At 69.0% G+C, this 18,828-nt stretch carries 14 protein-coding genes; 8 read left to right on the top strand and 6 right to left on the bottom strand.

Features of this window, described 5'->3' with window-relative positions; genetic code table 11:
* Window positions 1-102 precede the first annotated feature (102 nt).
* Both ABD658_RS08430 and nth read right to left on the bottom strand, forming a co-directional pair.
* The gene (locus ABD658_RS08430) at window positions 103-912 is read right to left on the bottom strand and encodes an NUDIX hydrolase (protein ID WP_344685799.1); all 810 of its coding nucleotides are present in this window, start codon (window positions 910-912) and stop codon (window positions 103-105) included.
* Window positions 905-1,699 (bottom strand): endonuclease III, encoded by a 795-nt coding sequence (nth, locus tag ABD658_RS08425; protein ID WP_344744277.1) that lies wholly within the window; start codon window positions 1,697-1,699, stop codon window positions 905-907. The genes ABD658_RS08430 and nth overlap by 8 nt, the downstream gene beginning before the upstream one ends.
* A gap of 281 nt (window positions 1,700-1,980) precedes the next feature.
* Between nth and acs the strand changes: the two genes are divergently transcribed.
* Entirely contained in the window at window positions 1,981-3,993 is a 2,013-nt protein-coding gene (gene acs, locus ABD658_RS08420) for an acetate--CoA ligase (RefSeq protein ID WP_344685803.1), read from the top strand.
* Window positions 3,994-4,323: 330 nt separating this feature from the next.
* Complete coding sequence (aroQ, locus tag ABD658_RS08415; RefSeq protein WP_344685806.1) at window positions 4,324-4,806, top strand: type II 3-dehydroquinate dehydratase; 483 nt, start codon at window positions 4,324-4,326, stop codon at window positions 4,804-4,806.
* A gap of 101 nt (window positions 4,807-4,907) precedes the next feature.
* Here the strand turns inward: aroQ and ABD658_RS08410 are convergent, their stop codons facing one another.
* Window positions 4,908-6,086: a MarP family serine protease gene (locus ABD658_RS08410; RefSeq protein ID WP_344685808.1), complete on the bottom strand. Its 1,179-nt coding sequence runs from the start codon at window positions 6,084-6,086 to the stop codon at window positions 4,908-4,910.
* Between the two features lie 184 nt (window positions 6,087-6,270).
* On the opposite strand from ABD658_RS08410, the gene ABD658_RS08405 reads away from it, so the two are divergent.
* A complete protein-coding gene (locus ABD658_RS08405) occupies window positions 6,271-6,948 on the top strand; it encodes a Crp/Fnr family transcriptional regulator (RefSeq protein ID WP_070160133.1) in 678 nt (225 codons plus the stop codon).
* A gap of 229 nt (window positions 6,949-7,177) precedes the next feature.
* Here the strand turns inward: ABD658_RS08405 and ABD658_RS08400 are convergent, their stop codons facing one another.
* Together ABD658_RS08400 and sp36 are read right to left on the bottom strand one after the other, a co-directional pair.
* Entirely contained in the window at window positions 7,178-7,657 is a 480-nt protein-coding gene (locus ABD658_RS08400) for a RidA family protein (RefSeq protein ID WP_344685811.1), read from the bottom strand.
* A gap of 35 nt (window positions 7,658-7,692) precedes the next feature.
* A complete protein-coding gene (gene sp36, locus ABD658_RS08395; RefSeq protein WP_170922583.1) occupies window positions 7,693-7,860 on the bottom strand; it encodes a Sp36 family protein in 168 nt (55 codons plus the stop codon).
* Between the two features lie 66 nt (window positions 7,861-7,926).
* Here sp36 and ABD658_RS08390 point away from each other — a divergent pair, with 66 nt between their 5' ends.
* The gene (locus ABD658_RS08390) at window positions 7,927-10,176 is read left to right on the top strand and encodes a transglycosylase domain-containing protein (RefSeq protein ID WP_344685813.1); all 2,250 of its coding nucleotides are present in this window, start codon (window positions 7,927-7,929) and stop codon (window positions 10,174-10,176) included.
* Window positions 10,177-10,190: 14 nt separating this feature from the next.
* Complete coding sequence (locus ABD658_RS08385; RefSeq protein WP_344685815.1) at window positions 10,191-11,180, top strand: metallophosphoesterase; 990 nt, start codon at window positions 10,191-10,193, stop codon at window positions 11,178-11,180.
* Window positions 11,181-11,195: 15 nt separating this feature from the next.
* Here ABD658_RS08385 and ABD658_RS08380 read toward each other — a convergent pair whose 3' ends face one another.
* Window positions 11,196-11,516 carry a hypothetical protein gene (locus tag ABD658_RS08380; protein ID WP_344685817.1) on the bottom strand — a complete coding sequence of 107 codons (321 nt, stop codon included), beginning with the start codon at window positions 11,514-11,516 and terminating at the stop codon, window positions 11,196-11,198.
* An 856-nt stretch (window positions 11,517-12,372) separates the two neighbouring features.
* Here ABD658_RS08380 and ABD658_RS08375 point away from each other — a divergent pair.
* The 3 genes from ABD658_RS08375 (at window position 12,373) to ABD658_RS08365 (ending at window position 18,810) form a co-directional block, all read left to right on the top strand.
* Window positions 12,373-14,364 carry an ABC transporter ATP-binding protein gene (locus ABD658_RS08375; protein WP_344685826.1) on the top strand — a complete coding sequence of 664 codons (1,992 nt, stop codon included), beginning with the start codon at window positions 12,373-12,375 and terminating at the stop codon, window positions 14,362-14,364.
* Window positions 14,365-14,569: 205 nt separating this feature from the next.
* Complete coding sequence (locus ABD658_RS08370) at window positions 14,570-16,342, top strand: ABC transporter ATP-binding protein (RefSeq protein WP_344744298.1); 1,773 nt, start codon at window positions 14,570-14,572, stop codon at window positions 16,340-16,342.
* A 506-nt stretch (window positions 16,343-16,848) separates the two neighbouring features.
* The gene (locus tag ABD658_RS08365; RefSeq protein WP_344685830.1) at window positions 16,849-18,810 is read left to right on the top strand and encodes an endo-1,4-beta-xylanase; all 1,962 of its coding nucleotides are present in this window, start codon (window positions 16,849-16,851) and stop codon (window positions 18,808-18,810) included.
* Window positions 18,811-18,828 lie beyond the last annotated feature (18 nt).

The raw sequence follows: 18,828 nt of genomic DNA, 5'->3' as shown, positions 1-18,828 counted from the left end.
CCCAGGGCCCGGGGCGGCCCTGTGGAGAGGTCGGCGTGTCACGGAGCCTGTGGAGGAACGCTCCCCGCAGCGGATCAGCGCCCCAGGGTCCGCGCAGGCCGATCAGAACAGCGGCTGGTACTCCCGCGGGTCCACACTGGCCTCCTGGTCCCAGGGCTCCTCCCAGCCGAGCCTGCTGAGGATGCGGTCCAGCAGGATCCCCGTGAAACCCCAGATCAGCGTGCCGTCCACCACGAACGCCGGCGCCCGATGCGTGGTGCCGTGGCGACGGATCACCGAGGTGGTCCGGTTCGCAGGGTCCACGAGCCGGCGAACCGGCACCCGGATCACAGCCTCCACCTCCCCAGCCTGCGGAGTCAGCAGACCCGGATCCTCGGTCACCCCGACCACCGGGGTGACCATGAAGCCGCTGATCGGTACGGGCGCCGGAGGAAGCAGCCCGATCACCCCGACCCGCGCAGGGTCCAGTCCGATCTCCTCGTGGGCCTCGCGCAGCGCAGCAGCCCCTGGGCCATGGTCGAAGGCCTCGAGCGCGCCACCGGGAAATGCCACCTGTCCCGGGTGCTTCGCGAGTCCCCGGGAGCGTTCCGTCACCAGGAGGTAGGGAGCCTCGACGACCCCCGGCACGTCCGGGACGCCGTCGCCGGAGTGCGGTTCGAGGCAGAACAGGGCGAGCACCGCAGCCTCTCGGCCTTCGCCGACGCGCATGGCGGGCTCGGCAGGCGGTTCGAGAACCGGCTCCGGGGTCCACCACCAGCCGCCCAGCTCAGCGGCCTCCGGATGGTTCGCGCTGTAGTCCGCCGCCTCGGCGACCAGGCGCGTCAGGTCCTCGGCCACCCGATACCGGGCGGCCGTCCCCTGCTGGTCTCGGCGCCCATCTCGGCGGACGTCTCCCCTCTGCGGCTCAGGCACTGAGCGAGTAGCCTTCCTCGCGGAGCCTGCGGCGGCTCCACCCGGCCCGCATCTTCTCCAGCAGCTCCTCCCGACCCGGAGCGAGCTCGTACTTGAGCAGCTCGCGCGCCGCCTGGGGCTCCACCTCGCCGACGCCGTAGGAGGGGCACCAGCGGGCGATCGGGCAGGCGCCGCAGGCCGGTCGGCGGGAATGGCAGACCCGGCGTCCGTGGAAGATCAGCCGGTGGGACAGCATCGTCCAGTCCTTGGGCTCGAAGAGGGCGGCGACGTCGCGCTCCACCTTCACCGGGTCCTCCTGCTCGGTCATGCCGAGCCGACGGGCGAGCCGCCCGAAGTGGGTGTCCACCGTCAGCCCGGGCTCGCCGAAGGCGTTGCCCAGCACCACGAAGGCGGTCTTGCGCCCCACCCCCGGCAGCTTCACCAGATCCTCAAGGCGGCCGGGGACCTCGCCGTCGTGCTCGTCGACCAGTGCTTGGGAGAGGCCGAGCAGGGCTCGGGTCTTGGACTTGTAGAACCCGGTGGGCCGGATCAGTTCGGAGAGCTCGCGCTCGTCGGCCACCGCCATGGCATGGGCGTCGGGGAAGCGGGCGAACAGCGAGGGCGTCACCTGGTTGACGCGCACGTCTGTGGTCTGGGCGGAGAGCACGGTGGCCACCAGCAGCTCGAAGGGGTTCTCGAAGTCGAGCTCGGCCACGGCATAGGGGTACGTCTCGGCCAGCACCCTGTTGATCTTCCGCACCCGGCGAGTGGTCGCCAGCGGGGTCTCCTCGCGCATCATCGTGGTCATTCTACGGGCGACGTCGCCGCCGCCGGACCCCCACCGGGAGAACCGTTCGTCGCAGAATACCTACCGTTCGTCATGACCGCTCACGGAAAATACCAGGTCAGCGAGCTATGGCGTGCGTCACGTTGCAGTGCGCACCTCGCTTTGGGCACGCCCCGCGCGGTATTGTGATCGGCGACACAGCAAGGTGTCGGACGGCGTCGCGCGCACCGACCGACCCGGGGGTCACCGGGCGGGGGACGGGTGCACTGCGGCGCACCTGGAGCACCCAAGGAGGACAGCGCATGACCCCCACTCCCCCGGCAGACAACCAGCTGGACAGCATGCTCAAGGAGACTCGGGCGTTCCCGCCCAGCGAGGAGTTCGCCGCGCACGCCGTCGCGACGGCGGACCGCTATGACAAGGCCGCCGCGGACCGCCTCGGCTACTGGGCGGACCAGGCCCGCTCCGTGCTGAGCTGGGACACCGACTTCACCGAGACCCTCGACTGGTCCGAGGCTCCCTTCGCGAAGTGGTTCGTCGGCGGTGAGGTCAACGCCGCCTACAACGCCGTGGACCGCCACGTGGAGGCCGGCCGCGGGGACCGGGTGGCCATCCACTTCGAGGGCGAGCCCGGCGACTCCCGCAGCATCACCTACGCGGAGCTGAAGGACGACGTCGCCCGCGCCGCCAACGCCTTCGAGTCGCTCGGCCTGGCCAAGGGCGACCGTGTGGCGATCTACATGCCGATGATCCCCGAGACCATCGTGACCATGCTGGCCTGCGCCCGCATCGGCGCCATCCACTCGGTGGTCTTCGGCGGCTTCTCCTCGGATGCGCTGCGCTCGCGCATCGACGACGCCGAGGCCAAGCTGGTGGTCACCGCGGACGGCTCCTACCGCCGCGGCAAGCCCTCCCCGCTGAAGCCCGCCGTGGACGAGGCGCTCTCCGCCCCGGGCCACAGCGTGGAGCACGTGGTGGTGGTCCGGCGCAACGGGGAGGACGTCCCGGTCCACGACATCGACACCTGGTGGCATGACCTGGTGCCGCAGCAGTCCACGGAGCACAGCTACGTGCCGCACGACTCCGAGCACCCGCTGTTCATCCTCTACACCTCGGGGACCACCGGGAAGCCCAAGGGCATCCTGCACACCACCGGCGGCTACCTGACCCAGTGCGCGGTCACCCACCGGGACAGCTTCGACCTGAAGCCGGAGCAGGACGTCTACTGGTGCACCGCCGACGTCGGCTGGGTCACCGGGCACTCCTACATCGTCTACGGCCCGCTCGTGAACGGCGCCACCCAGGTGGTCTACGAAGGCACCCCGGACTCCCCGCACAAGGGCCGGCTGTGGGAGATCGTCCAGAAGTACCGGGTCACGCAGTTCTACACGGCCCCCACGCTGATCCGGACCTGCATGAAGTGGGGCCGCGAGATCCCCGACCAGTACGACCTCTCCAGCCTGCGCGTGCTCGGCACCGTCGGCGAGGCCATCAACCCGGAGGCCTGGATGTGGTACCGGGAGGTCATCGGCGCGAACAACGGGCCGGGCAACCCGTCCAAGGAGCACCCCGCGCCCATCGTGGACACCTGGTGGCAGACCGAGACCGGGGCCCACATGATCGCCCCGCTCCCGGGGGTCACCGCCACCAAGCCCGGATCCGCCCAGACCGCGGTCCCCGGCGTGGAGATCGGCGTGGTGGACGAGATGGGCACCCCGCTGGACACGGGCGAGGCGGGTCTGCTGGTCATCAAGGAGCCGTGGCCCTCCATGCTGCGCGGCATCTGGAAGAACCCAGAGCGGTATCAGGAGACCTACTGGGCGCGATTCGGGGACGTGTACTTCGCCGGCGACGGCGCCCGCACCGACGACGACGGCGACATCTGGCTGATGGGCCGCGTCGACGACGTCATGAACGTCTCCGGACACCGGCTCTCCACCACGGAGATCGAGTCCGCCCTCGTCTCCCACGAGGCTGTGGCCGAGGCCGCCGTCGTCGGGGCGAAGGACGCCACCACGGGTGAGGCGGTGGTCGCCTTCGTGATCCTGCGCGGAGACGCCGAGGGCGGCGATCCCGCGCAGAAGGAGCAGGAGCTCCGCGCCCATGTGGGCCAGGAGATCGGCCCGATCGCCAAGCCGCGCAACGTGCTGGTGGTCCCGGAGCTGCCGAAGACCCGCTCCGGGAAGATCATGCGCCGACTGCTCAAGGACGTCGCCGAGGGCCGCGAGGCCGGTGACGCCTCCACCCTGGCAGACCCCTCGGTGATGCAGCAGATCGCTGAGGACATGCGCGCCAAGCACGGGGCGGACGCCTGACCCGGACGACCGGTCGGTCTGATCGACGGCGCCCACCTGCCCCGCATGGGGCCGGTGGGCGCCGTCGTATCCGCTCAGGCGGCCTGCTCAAGCGTCCCGCTCAGCCGCCGCGAGCCACCCTCTCCCGGGCACCGAGCAGTGCGGAGGCGTCGACCCGCGTGCCGGCCAGCTGAGGCGCCCAGCCGTCGTCACCGGCGAGACAGGTGACCACGGTGCACCCCGGGGCCGACTCGCCGCAGGGGCCGCCGGGGCGGATAGGCTGATCACCGGCGGACCGATCACGACGTCGGCGGCCGCAGACCACCCGCGCACCACCGCAGAGGAGCACCGATGAGTGCAGAGACCAGCACCCCCTCCGAGCACGGCGCCTCCGGCACCGGCCGGCTGCTGATCGTCAACGGGCCGAACCTGAACCTGCTGGGCACCCGGGAGCCGGGGATCTACGGCTCCGAGACCCTGGAGGACATCCACGAGCTGTGCCGCAGCACCGCCGCACGACAGGGCTTCGCCGTCGACGTGGTCCAGTCCAACCACGAGGGGGAGCTCGTGGATGCGATCCAGGCCGCACGGGGCACGGCGGCGGGCATCGTGATCAACCCGGCGGCCTACACCCATACCTCCGTGGCGATCGCCGACGCGCTGCGGGCCGTGGCCCTGCCGGTGGTGGAGGTGCACCTGTCGAACGTGCACTCCCGCGAGGAGTTCCGCCGGCACTCTTTCGTCTCCCCGCTGGCCCAGGCCGTCATCGCCGGCGCTGGGGTGGCCGGCTACCGCTTCGCGATCGAGCTGCTGGCGGACACGCTGCGCAGCTGATCGCCTCGCTGTTCGCCCCGGTCGTCACCCCCGGTCGTCATCCCGGGAGCCGATGCCGGAGCCATCCTGGCCGCCGCCCCGCAGAGGCGGAGGAAACAGGCTCAGCGCTCCACGCACTGCCCGGTGGAGACCGCCTCCGTGTAGGAGTCCGGGCTGGTCAGCACGTCCCCGGCCTCCTCGGCGGTGAGCGCGAAGCCGACGGCACTGCCCTCCATGGCGCGGGCGAAGACCACACCGGCGACGTCGCCGTCGGCGTCGATGAGCGGCCCGCCCGAGTTGCCCTGCCGGACGTCGGCGTTGAGCTGATAGATCTCCAGGGAGGACGGCGAGCTGCCGTAGATGTTGTTGACCTGGGAGACGTCCCGGGCCTGGACCACAGCGGTGCCCGCATGGAACGGCCCGCCGGCGGGATAGCCCATGACGAATCCGGTGTCCCCGGCGTCCAGCGGGTCGCCGATCTCCAGCGGGGCCGCGTCCAGGCCGTCCACAGCCAGCAGCGCGAGGTCCTCCGCGGCGTCGAAGTGCACCACCCGGGCAGAGGCCACCTGCCCGTCCCGCAGCTCCACGGTGGGCTCGTTGACCCCGGCGACCACATGCGCGTTGGTGACCACACGCGTGGGCGAGACCACGAAGCCCGAGCCGGACTGGCTCAGCCCGCACTGATCCGCCACACCGGTGATCCTGGCCACAGACTGGGAAGCCTGGTCGGCCGCGTCGCTGAGGTCCTCGTTCTCCGGGGTCTCGTCGCTCTCCGGCACGAGCGTCTGGGCGAGCTCCGGGATGTCAGACTCCATGACGCGCGCGCGGATCTGCGCGATCCACGCCTCCGCCCGCTCCGGCATCACCGAGGTGATGCCCTGCAGCACGCTGGACTGGCGCATGTGCTGGTTGACCTGGGGGAAACCCATCGCGCCCACAGAGAGCGACAGCGCGGCGATGACGAAGACGGCGACGACGACGTTGAGCGCACCTCCGACGAGCGAGCCCAAGGTCCGGACGGTGGGCGAGCGGAACATCCGCTGCACCTCCGCGCCGGCGGTGGTCCCCAGTGCGTGCCCGGCGACGACCAGGACGATGGCGGTCGCGATGACGGCGACGATGCGCCACAGCGGATCCGGCACCCATCCGGCCACCAGCGGGATGGAGAAGAACGCCGCGACGGCACCCACGAGGAAGCCGGCGAGGCCCCCCACGGTGATCCAGATGCCCTTGCGCAGCCCGGCGATCAGGAACCCGAGCAGGACGAGCACCAGGATCACGTCGAGCAGGGTGACACCCATCTCAGGGCTCCTCTCGGGAGGGGTCTGAACAGCAGGCACCAGGATGACACACCCGCCTGACACGCCCCGGATGCGGCTCCAGGGGCACGCCACGGCTATCCTGGACGTTTCCCACTTCGCCGCTGACCTGATACTTTCTTACCAGCGAGACAGCATGCATCTCGGAGAGGAAGAACGGAAGACCATGGATCTTGAAGTACTGCGTCGCGCGCCTCTGTTCGCGACTGTCGACGACGACGTCTTCGCCGCACTGACCGCGGAGCTCTCCGAGGTCGATCTCTCCCGCGGGAGCTCCATCTTCCACGAGGGTGACCAGGGCGATCAGCTCTACTTCATCGTCTCGGGCAAGATCAAGCTCGGCCGCACCACTCCGGACGGCCGCGAGAACCTGCTGGCCGTGCTCGGCCCCGGTGAGATCTTCGGCGAGATGGCGCTGTTCAACCCGGCGCCGCGCACCGCCACCGCCACTGCGGTCTCCGAGACCCGCCTGGCGGGCCTGAAGCACGAGAGCCTGCGCGAGGTCATCACCTCCACCCCTGAGGTCTCGGTGCAGCTGCTGCAGGCTCTGGCCAAGCGCCTGACCCGCACCAACGAGTCCCTGGCCGACCTGGTGTTCTCCGACGTCCCCGGCCGTGTGGCCAAGGCTCTGCTGGACCTGGCGGACCGCTTCGGCCGTCCCGCCCCGGACGGTGTGCTGGTGGCCCACGAGCTCACCCAGGAGGAACTTGCCCAGCTGGTCGGCGCCTCGCGCGAGACCGTGAACAAGGCGCTCGCCGAGTTCGTCCAGCGCGGCTGGCTGCGCCTGGAGGCCCGCGCCGTCGTGATCCTGGACATCCAGCGGATCCGCCAGCGCTCCCGCTGACCGCAGCACACGCATCGCCTGCCCCAGGGGCGAGCACGACGAAGGGGACCGGAATCATCCGGTCCCCTTCGTCGTGTCTGCTGCGTCGTGTCCACGGACGTGCGCGACGTCGGCGCCCTCCCGAAGATCGTCTCTCTGTGAGAGATCGCCCCTGAATGGACGAACGATCTCTCACAGAGAGACGATCTCTGCGTGTGAGTGCGGTGTCTCCGCGTATGGGCAGGCGGTCTCAGCGGAAGTGCGCGATGACGTCGACCTCCACGGGGGTGTCCAGCGGCAGGACGGCCACACCGACGGCGCTGCGGGCGTGCTGCCCCAGGTCTCCGAAGGCCTGCCCGAACAGCTCGGAGGCGCCGTTGAGCACCTTCGGCTGACCGGTGAAGCTGGGTGCGGAGGCCACGAATCCGCCCACCTTGGCGATGCGGGTGATGCGGTCGAGGTCTCCCACCGCGTGCTTCAGCGCGGCCAGGCAGTTCAGTGCGCACTGCCGCGCGAGGTCGTAGGCCTGCTCCTCGGTGACCTCGGCGCCCACCTTGCCGGTCAGCGGCAGCATCCCGTCCACCAGCGGGAGCTGGCCGGCGGTGTAGACGACGCCGTCGGCGACGACGGCCGGCTGGTAGGCGGCCACGGGCGGGACGACCTCGGGCACGGTGAGGCCGAGGTCCGCCAGGCGGGCCTCCACGGTGCTGGTCTGGCTGGTCTCAGTCATGGGGCTCCGATCAGACGTGCGGTCAGATGCGCGGGTCAGACGTTCTTCGGCCGCTTCAGGTAGGCCACCGGGGCGTTGCCGTCCGGGCCGGGCAGCACGGTGACGAGCTCCCAGCCGTCCTCGCCCCACTGGTCCAGGATGGCCTTCGTGTTGTGGATGATGAGCGGAATGGTGGCGTATTCCCACTGGGTCACTGAAGTCATGCGTCCAGCCTATCCTCCAGGAACCTCCCAGGGACGGGTTTGACCGTGCCCGCTACCATGGAGCCTATGGCGCCCCGTAAATCCCCCCTCTTCGACACTGCCACGACGCTCGGCAAGATCATGTCCTTCCTGGGCGTGAGCGCGCTGTGCGGTGTGTTGGCCGCGGGTCTCATCTTCCCCCTCGCCGCCTCCGGCGGTGCCGCTGCGGCGGCCGGCTCTGAGATGCTCGAGCAGCTGCCGGCCGAGCTGCGCGAGGAGCCGCTGTCGGTGCCCTCCCACATCCTCGCCGAGGACGGGACGGAGATCGCCCAGTTCTACGCGGAGAACCGCAAGCCGGTGGGCATCGAGGACATCTCTCAGGAGATGCAGGACGCGATCGTCGCCATCGAGGACGAGCGGTTCTACGAGCACGGCGGTGTGGATGCCCGCGGACTGGGCCGTGCGATGGTGCACAACGTCACCTCGGACTCCCAGCAGGGCGCCTCCACCATCACCCAGCAGTACGTGAACAACGTGCTGATCAATGCGGACTTCCTCCGCGGCGAGGACCGTCTGACGATCTCCGGCTCCAAGACCTACGCTGACAAGCTCCGCGAGATGAAGCTGTCAGTCTCCATCGAGCAGGAGATGACCAAGGACGAGATCCTCGAGGGGTACCTGAACATCGTGCTCCTGGGTGGGCGGAACTACGGCGTGGAGGCGGCCGCCCAGGCGTACTGGGGCGTCTCCGCAGCGGATCTGGATGTCGCCCAGGCCGCCACGTTGGCCGGCATCGTGCAGTCGCCGAACGGCTACAACCCGCTGGTCAACCCCGACGCCGCGGAGAACCGTCGCAACACCGTGCTCTCCGCCATGCTGCGCAATGACTACATCACGCATGAGGAGTACGAGGACGCCGTCGAGGTGGATCTCGAGGAGTCGCTGGACCCCAACCCGGAGAGCGCCGGCTGCTTCAACGCCTCCATGGCCAACCATTTCTGCGACTACGTGGTCGAGCTGTTCCTGAGCAGCGACGCCTACGGCCCGGACCGCGCCTCCCGTGAGCAGCTGCTGGAGCGCGGCGGCCTGCGCATCACCACCACACTGGACCCCGATGCCCAGGAGGCTGCTGAAGAGGAGACGCAGAACGCTGTGCCGGCGGGCGACCCCTCCGAAGCCGCGGCTGCGCTGGTCTCCGTCGAGCCGGGCACCGGTGAGGTCAAGGCGATGGCCCAGAACACGCCGTACGACACCGAACAGACGGGCGGGACGAACGTCAACTACAACACGGACTTCGACTACGGCAGCAGCGGCGGCTTCCAGGGAGGCTCCACCCTGAAGCCGTTCGTCGCCGCCGCCTGGCTGGAGGACGGCAACTCCATGGGGGACAAGATCGACGCGAGCGTCGACGAGTACCCGGCACTGGAGTCCTGGGAGGCCAGCTGCCTGAACAACGGCATCGCCAGGAACACAGACCGCTGGCCCATCAACAACGCCATCCGCGACATGAAGCGTGAGATGACGGTGGACTACGGTCTCTACTGGTCGATCAACACCGCCACGGTGGCCACCGCCCACGAGCTTGACCTGTGCGACATCACCGGGCTGATGAACCGGGTCGGATACCACTCGGCACGGGATGGCAGCGGATTGGACCCGAGCCACCCGTCGTTCGTGCTCGGCGCCCAGGAGGTCTCGCCGCTCACCCAGGCGAGCGCCTTCGCCACACTGGCCAACGACGGCGAATACTGCCGCCCCCGGGCCATCGCCGAAGTCACCGACACCAACGGGAACACCTACGAGACGCCGGAGGCCGACTGCGAGCAGGTCATCGACGAAGAGGTCGTCGCCCAGCTGAACGAGACCCTCATCCGCATCGCCGAGGACCGCACCGCTGACGGCGACCCGCAGTTCCCGATGGCTGGGAAGACCGGTACCAACAACTTCGAGTCCTCCACCTGGTTCATCGGGTTCTCCCGCGGCCTGTCCACGGCCAGCTGGGTCGGCAACCCGAACGGCGTGGGTGAGGACTACTCCCTGAACGGCGAGACCATCGGCGGCGTCTTCTTCGACGACGTGTGGGGCTCCATCATCGCCGGGCCCATGTGGCTGGACTACATGAACCAGGTCGCCCCGAACTACTCCACCGACGAGTTCCCGGAGCCCGAGGACTCCCCCTGGGACGACCCGGAGTCCTCCGACCGCTACTCCTGGGAGAACGACGGCACCGAGCGTGGCGGCGGCAGCTCCGACAGCGACGATGTCCCGGACATCGACGACGCTGACGGCAGCGACAGTGACGACGACGGAGATGACTCCGACTCGGACGACGACTGAAGTTCCTCCTCACGATGAGCCCGTCGACGCCTGATCCTTCCCTGCCCTCGCGGCTGCCCTCCCGCCGCTCGTCGGCCCTTCCGCCCAGCCTGCGCACCGCCACCCGGTGGGGCCTGGCGGCGGCTGCCGCGGGCGCCGTGGTCGGGGCCGGCCTGCTGACCTACGCACATCGCGTGGGTCTGACCCGGTTCACCACCCGATTCGAGCAGCTGGAGGTTCTGCCCCCGGGGCAGGTCCCGCTGCGGATCCTGCACATCTCCGACATCCACTATGTGCCGGGCCAGCAGAAGAAGTTCGCCTGGCTGCAGGCCCTGGCGGATTTGCAGCCTGACCTGGTGGTCAACACCGGGGACAACCTCTCCCACCCGGACGCAGTGGACGAGGTGCTTCAGGCCCTGGCGCCGCTGCGCCGATTCCCCGGGGTCTACGTGTCGGGGTCGAACGACTACTACGGTCCGCGGGTGAAGAATCCGTTGAGCTACCTGCGGGCGCCGTCAGAGCACGAGCCGGACCGGCTGGAGCTGCCCTGGAGGCGACTGTTCGCCGGCTTCGGGGCCTCCGGGTGGGTCAGCCTGACCAACCGGCATCACGCCATGACCGTGGGCACTGTGCCGGTGCTGTTCAGTGGGGTGGATGACCCGCACATCGGACGCGACGAGTTCACCGGTTGGCCGCGGGGCGTGGCGTCGTCGAAGGCTCTGCGCATCGGCGTGGCCCACGCTCCGGTCTCGCGCATACTGAGCAGATTCGCCGACACGGGCGCGGACCTGATCCTGGCCGGCCACACCCATGGCGGCCAGGTCTGCCTGCCGGGTGGCCAGGCGCTGACCACCAACTGCGACCTGCCGACCACGCAGGCCAGCGGCCTGTCCACGGTCACCTCCACCGGCGGGCGAAAGGTGCCGCTGCATGTCTCCGCCGGCATCGGCACCTCGGCCACGGCGCCGATCCGGTTCAACTGCCCGCCGGAGGCGACTGTGCTGGATCTGTTCCCTCACCGGTGACGTGCGGCTCGGGCCTCAGCTGCGCTGACGGACCTCCAACCGAAGCCGGGTGGCCAGCCACTGGATGACGACGGCGGCCCCGATGAGCGCGGCGCCGAGAGGGAACAGCGACCAGCGCAGAATCGCCACCACCGGCTCGACGACGGTGAGCAGGACCTGGCCGGGCTGCCCGGCCGACGTCGCCAGCCACATGAGCACAGGCGGGAAGATGGCCACCACCAGGGAACCGATCACGAGGCAGGCCACGGCCCACCCCACGCATCGGCGCGCTGTCGGATCCATCCGCGACTTCTGGCTCCCCGGGTAACCTCCACCGGCGCCGATCTGCTCTGTCATGGGTCCCCTCGCTGGGCTGATGTCTTCGCTGGACTGATGTCCTCGCGTCATGCCGTCCACAGTAGTTCTTGCAGGAAACCACCGTCCAGGGCCTCAACACCGCGGCTGACCAGGCCTGTCGATGATATTCCGGGAATCATGCACCCCGTGCGCCGGAGCCCGCCGGAGGAATCTGTCAGCACGGAGGGGTAGCATGTGTCACACGGGAGACCTGACGCGCGATTGTTCTGACGGGGATGGGGTGCCCTCCAGGCCGGACGGTGCAGCGCTCCGCCTGGAACCACCGATGCTCCTCCCAGAATCACCGATGCACAGCGGGGCGGGGAATGGACGGACCCCCGCCGGCGCTGCACGAAGTGGAGCCGACGGGCCTGGGCACTGCGGAATGAGGCACCGCGGCGTCGAGCCCCTCGGAGTGCGGCATCTCGAAGCGCCGCACCTCGACGCGAGCCACGACAAGGCGAGGCACGACGAGGTGAGGTACGACGGGGCGAGGTACGACGTGCCGCTGGGCCGGGAACGGACCCATGACCAGGTACGTCCCCACGGCGCGTGACCACGTCATCCAGGGCCATCGGTCCCGTCGCGCAGCCGGCCGCGTGACGCCCCGGCCCGTGGGCCCTCGCAGCCGGGGAGCGGCGTGACTGCACCGGTGCCACCGGAGGGGTTCTGGTGCGCACTGGCACCAACGCTCCCGTGCCGTTCCAGCGGCGGTGCCGTTCCAGCGACGGCTCCGCCCAGCCTCAGCGCGGCACCTCGCCGTCGGGACCGCCCCGCCGGCATGCCCGGCAGACCAGGAGCTCCCCGCCCCAGGGAGTTCCCCCGCCCACTCCTTTAGACTAGGATTAGTTGTCTGATGCAACGAGACGCAAGACACCTGGAATCAGAGAACTCCACCCGCCGCCGCTCGCTGTGGCAGGCGCTGGGGCGCCTCAACCCCTACCTGCAGGGCATCCGCCTGCGCTGGACCCTGGGCCTGATCTCCGCCGTCGGGGCAGGCATCGTGGCGCTGACCATCCCGCAGGTCCTCCAGGTGCTGGTCAACTCCGTGCTCGCCGAAGGCGCCGAGGCCTCGGCCGTCTGGACCGCCGCCGGCATCATCCTCGCTCTGGGCCTGCTGGAGGCCTTCCTGTTCTTCCTGCGTCGGTACTTCGTGCTCCCGCCGGCCTCGGATGCGGAGACCGCCATGCGCACCCGCCTGTTCGAGAAGCTCCAGGACCTGCCGGCATCCTTCCACTCCGCATGGGGCGCCGGTCAGCTGCAGTCGCGCGCCATCGCCGACCTCAACCTGCTGCGCCGCTGGTTCGCCTTCGGCTCGATCATGTTCATCTCCTCGGTGATCAGCGTGATCGTCGGCTTCACCCTGATGATGCGGCTCTCCCCTCTGCTGGCCGTGGTCTTTCTGGCCGCCGCGATCCCGATCATCGTCTACGGGCCCAAGTTCCGGAACAAGTTCGTCCTCTACTCCCGCCGCGCCCAGGACCAAGCCGGCGACGTCGCCACCGCCGTGGAGGAGTCCGTGCACGGCATCCGGGTGCTCAAGGCCTTCGGGCGCGGCGACCACGCCCTCAAGGGGTTCGTGACGCAGGCCGACCGGCTGCGCACCACCGAGGTCGCCAAGGCCCGCACCCTGGCGCGCTTCCTGCTGGTGATGATCACCCTGCCCGAGACCGTGCTGGGGATCTGCCTGTTCATCGGTCTCTGGCAGGTGGCCCACGAGGAGACCACCGGCGTCACCGTCGGCGCGCTGGCCGCGTTCTTCGCCACCGCGGCCGTACTCAAGGGCCCCATCGAAGGCGTCGGCATGCTGCTGGGCATGACGTTCACGGCCAAGACCGCCATCGACCGCCACGCCGACGTCATGGACACCGAGAACACCATCACCTCGCCGGAGGAGCCGGTGCGGGTCCCCGAGCACGGAACCCTGGAGCTCGACGACGTCCACTTCCGCTACCCGGACGCCAAGCCGGAGGAACGGGACCAGCTCGACGGCGTCAGCCTGCGCATCGAACGCGGCGAGACCATGGCCCTGGTCTCGCACACCGGGGGCGGCACCTCCACCCTGCTGAACCTCATCCCGCGGCTCTACGACGTCACCTCAGGCACCGTCCGTGTCGACGGCGCCGACGTCCGGGACCTCGACCTGGCCGACCTTCGCTCCCGCATCGCCGTCGCCTTCGAGGACCCCACGCTGTTCTCCTCCTCGGTGCGGGCTAATGTGCTGCTGGGCACCGGACACGACCGTGACGAGGACGACCCGCAGCACCCGCACCGTGACGGCGCGCCCGGGCCGGAGGAGTTGGACGCGGTGCTCGAGCGCGCCCTGCGCACGGCCGACGCCGAGTTCGTCGAGGACCTGCCCGACGGCGTGGACACCGCCATCGGCGAGGAAGGCCTCAGCCTCTCCGGCGGGCAACGGCAGAGGCTCGCCCTGGCCCGCGCCATCGCCGCCGCACCGTCGGTGCTGCTGCTCGACGACCCGCTCTCCGCACTCGACGTGCGCACCGAGGAACGGGTCACCGGGCGGCTGCGCGAGGTGCTCGACGGCACCACCACGCTCATCGTCGCCCACCGCCCCTCCACCGTGGCCCTGGCGGACCGGGTGGCCCTGCTGCACGAAGGACGCATCGCCGACGTCGGCACCCATGAGGAGCTGCTGACCCGGTCCGCGCTCTACCGGGACGTGATGAGCACGACCCCCGAGGCTGAGGAGATCATGGACTCCATCCCCGCCGAGAAGTCCCCGGGCGCCCTGGCTGACGACGCCCCAGGCGACGTCTCAGCGGGCCACGCTGAGACTGAAGACACCGACACCGGCTCCATCCAGGAGGTCAGCACCCATGGCTGAGACCACCCAGAACGGCCACCGCGGCTCCGCGGATCGGGGCTCCTCGGGCCGACGCTCCGAGAACGATGTGCCGGAGTTCGACGTCGATCCCGTCGCCGCCACCACCCGCACCGCCGTGCCCGAGGCCATCCGCCACGGCAGCTTCTCACCGGAGGACCCGCGCTTCGACCATCTGCGCGGCACCGCGGGCGAGGAACAGGTGGACATGGACGCTGAGGAGCGGAAGTTCATCCGCCGCCGCTCCTGGAAGCTGCTGGTGCACCTCTCGAAGGGCGTGCGGCTGAAGCTGCTGATCACCGCGCTGTTCGTCATGGTCGCCCAGGCCGCCCAGGCCGCCACTCCGCTGATCATCGCCTGGGCCATCGACTGGGGACTGCCCCGGATGATGGAGGGCCAGAGCTCCGGCATGATCCTGCCCGGGGTCACCTATGTGGCCGCCGCAGTGTCGGCCGGGGTGCTGACCTGGGCCTACACCCGGATGACCGCCGAGGTCTCCCAGCAGATGCTGTTCACCCTGCGCGGCGAGGTCTTCCGCAAGACCCAGCAGCTCAGCCTCGACTTCCACGAGGACTACACCTCCGGGAAGGTCATCTCCCGGCAGACCTCGGACCTGGAGTCGCTGCGCGAACTGCTCGACCAGGGCATCAGCTCGCTGGTCTCCGGCATCATGTTCATGTCCTTCACCGCCATCTCCATCGTGATCCTGGACTGGCGCTCCGGGCTCCTGCTGGTCGCCGTCGCCGTGCCGATCGCCCTGCTGGGCCGGTGGTACCAGCGGCGCTCCGAGGTCGCCTACCGGCAGACCCGCATCTCCTCGGCCCGCATGATCGTCCACTTCGTGGAGACCATGACCGGCATCCGCGCGGTACAGGCGTTCCGTCGTGAGTCCTCGCGGTCCCGGCAGTACCAGCGCCTGGCGCACAGCTACCGGGATGACATGGTCCGCTCCCTGGGTCTGTTCGGGATCCTGCAGCCCGCCCTGCTGGCCCTGGGCAACCTCACCGTGGCCGCCGTGCTGCTCTGGGGCGGCTTCCGAGTGCTGCAGGGAGATCTGGAGGTCGGCGTGCTGGTGGCGCTGCTGCTGGCCACCAAGCGCGTCTTCCAGCCGCTGGACATGATCGCCATGTTCTACAACGCCCTGCAGTCGGCCACGGCGGCGCTCGAGAAGGTCTCCGGCCTCCTGGAGGAGAAGCCCACCCTCACGGAGGACCCTCAGCCGGAGCGTCTGGACGCCTGCCGCGGCGAGGTCGAGTTCTCCCAGGCGGAGTTCCGCTATACGCCTGAGGGACCCGTGGTGCTGCATCAGATGGACCTGCACATCCCCGCCGGACAGACCGTGGCCGTCGTCGGCCGCACCGGAGCGGGCAAGTCCACGCTGGTGAAGCTGCTCGCCCGGTTCTACGATGTCACCTCCGGCAGCCTGACCCTCGACGGCGTCGACCTGCGGAAGCTCTCCCTGGAAGACCATCATCGGCACGTGGCGATGGTGACCCAGGAGGCATTCCTGTTCTCCGGCACGATCACCGAGAACATCGCGCTGGGCCGCCCCGACGCCCCGCAGGAGGACGTGATCGCCGCGGCCCAGGCCGTGGGCGCCCATGAGTTCATCATGGACCTGCCCGAGGGCTACGACACCGACGTCAACAAGCGCGGGGGTCGGCTCTCGGCCGGACAGCGGCAGCTGATCTCCTTCGCCCGCGCCTTCCTGGCGGATCCTGCGGTGCTGATCCTGGATGAAGCGACCTCCTCCCTGGACCTGCCCAGCGAGCAGCTGGTGCAGCAGGGGCTGCAGCGGCTGCTGGGGAACCGGACGGCGCTGATCATCGCGCACCGCCTCTCGACCGTGGCCATCGCCGACCGGGTCCTGGTGGTGGACGAGGGGAGTGTGGTGGAGGACGGCTCCCCCGAGGAGCTCATCGCCGCCGGCGGGTACTACGCCAAGCTGCACGCCGCATGGGAAGCCACGATGGGCTCCTGACCCTCAACGACGACCCCCTCCCCCACCCTCTCCCACACCCCGCCCCACGCCCAGCTGAGTTGGTCTGGAGTTGTGGGTACTCGACTCGATCGAGTCGAGTACCCACAACTCCAGACCAACTTACGCGCGCTCGGGCCCCGCGCAGACCATCTCGGAGAGCACTCTCTCGCTGCCCCGACTCCATTGACACGATTTTGTTTTTCGAGACTCTTGAAATGTGAGTCATGCCACAGTAGGTTCGAGCCAGGGAGCTGGAAAGCGTATTCCCTTGACCTCGAGGCCGTGCTCCCTGCCTCACAGACCCCGACGGAGAGAGTCAGTTCCCATGCCTTTGTCATGGCATTCCACCCATCCGCCCACCGGAGAGAGACACCGAGGTCGACACGCCGTCCGTGCCGCGGGTGCCACTGCTCTGGCGGGTCTCATCGCCGCCGCTTCCTTGGCGGGGCCATCCCCCCCCCCAGCCGGCGTCGGCCGCCCCAGAGAGCGAGCTTCCGCCCACCGGCATGACCTTTGAGAACTATCCCGCCCTGAAGGACCACTACGAGGACTACTTCCACTTCGGCATCTTCGGACGAGCCGGCGGCGAGATGGAAGAGCTGGTCCACAACTACGCCTCCTATACCCCCGGCAACGAGATGAAGCCGGAGAACACTCAGCCGGAGAAAGGCGTCTTCACTTTCGACGTCGCCGAGGCCGCCATGGAAGAGCACGGCGCTCTCAACCCGGACATGGAGTTCTCCGGCCATACCCTGGCCTGGCACTCCCAGACCCCCACGTGGATGTGGGACGCTCCCCCGGCCCGCTACGGACAGCCTGGCGAGTACGACCCGGACGTCGCCCAGCAGAACCTGGAGACCCACATCGAAGAAGTCCTCGGACACTTCGGCCCAGACATCAAGGCCATGGATGTCGCCAACGAAGCCATCGGGAGCTCCGACCCCTCGGACTGGGAAGCTTCCTTGGAGAAGGGCGGAGGCTGGTACCCGGCACTCGGCGCCGACTGGGTGGAGATGGCCTTCCTCAAGGCCGCCGAAGTGGTCGATGAGAACGGCTGGGACGTCAAGCTCACCTACAACGACTTCGGACTGGACAACCCGGCCAAAGCACAGGTGACTCACGCCATGGTGCAGGAGCTCAACGAGCGTCATGAAGGCCTGCGGCCCGACGGCAAGCAGCTCATCGAGGTCATCGGCATGCAAGGTCACTACGGCCTGGACACCGACGTCGACGCCATTGAGGAGAACATCCAGCTCTTCGCCACGCTGCCCGGCGTCGAGATCCACATCACCGAGATGGACCTCGGGGTTCCTCCGGGCGAGCTTGACGAGGTCAAGGAGAACAACCAGGGCATCAAGTACGCCGAACTCTTCCAGCTCTACCGCGACTACGCGGCCGGCCCGGCCAACACCACCGGCAATCCTCAGGTCATCACCACCGTGAAGCTCGCCGGGGTGCGCGACGTCATGGAAGGCTGGCGAGGCGGCGAGTACGCGATGCCCTTCGACGTCGACGGCCACGCCAAGAAGGCCCTGCTGGGCATCCTCTGGCCCGAGGAGTTCCTGGCTGAGCACGAATGGATGGAATCCGACTACGACGACGACCACGAGCCGATCGACGGCGTCCACGTCTACCACGCTGAGCACGGAGACGGATACACCGGGGCCAACATCATCCTCGGCAATGACGACTCTGAGTGGCCCTGGTCCACCGCAGGCGAAGACGACGCCGTCGCTTTCGTCCCGGAGAAGGACGCCGACTACCGCCTCACAGTCAACGTGACACCCCAGGGCACCACCGCAGTGCGCGTACGGTGGGTCCGCGATGAGAGCAACGGCGGATACACCGCCCGCGATGATGCGACGCACAACGACCACCTGGTGAGTGCCGACGAGACCGCGACCCAGATTCCCGCCTACTTCAACGACGGCATGGTGAACATGGGGACCTACGACCTCGTCACCGAGTTCACCCTGGACGGCTCGGAGGAGCCCGAGGGTCTGATCGGCAACATTGCGATCCGCGGCGGCATGGGCGGCAGTGCCTACGCAATCAACTCGATCACCGTCGAGAAGATCGAGGACGACGGCGACGAGCTGCTGGTCAACTGGCCTGAGGGCCTCGACGAGGACGAGGACGGCACCACGGAAGACGGCTCAGCCGAGGACGACACCACTGAGGAGGGCACCACGGAAGACGGCTCAGCCGAGGACGGCACCACTGAGGACGACTCAGTCGAGGACGCCAGTGCTGGCGGGAAGGACGATGTCGCGGAGGCGGGCGCGAAGAACTCCGAGACACCCGCGCCGGACGAGAGCAAGACAGAGGACGCTGAGGAAGATCTGGCTGCTACGGGCGCCTCGGGCACCGTGGGTCTCGGCCTCGTCGCCCTGCTGCTCCTGGCCTTCGGCGCCGGCGCAATCGCCATCACGAAGGTCCGGCGCAAGGACGCTGACACCGTGAGCTGACCGCCAGCGACACCTTCG

The organism is Nesterenkonia aethiopica, assembly GCF_039534665.1.
Taxonomy (GTDB): Bacteria; Actinomycetota; Actinomycetes; order Actinomycetales; family Micrococcaceae; genus Nesterenkonia; species Nesterenkonia aethiopica.
The sequence above is the reverse complement of the archived record's forward strand: the minus strand, read 5'-3'. Positions and strand labels throughout refer to the sequence as shown.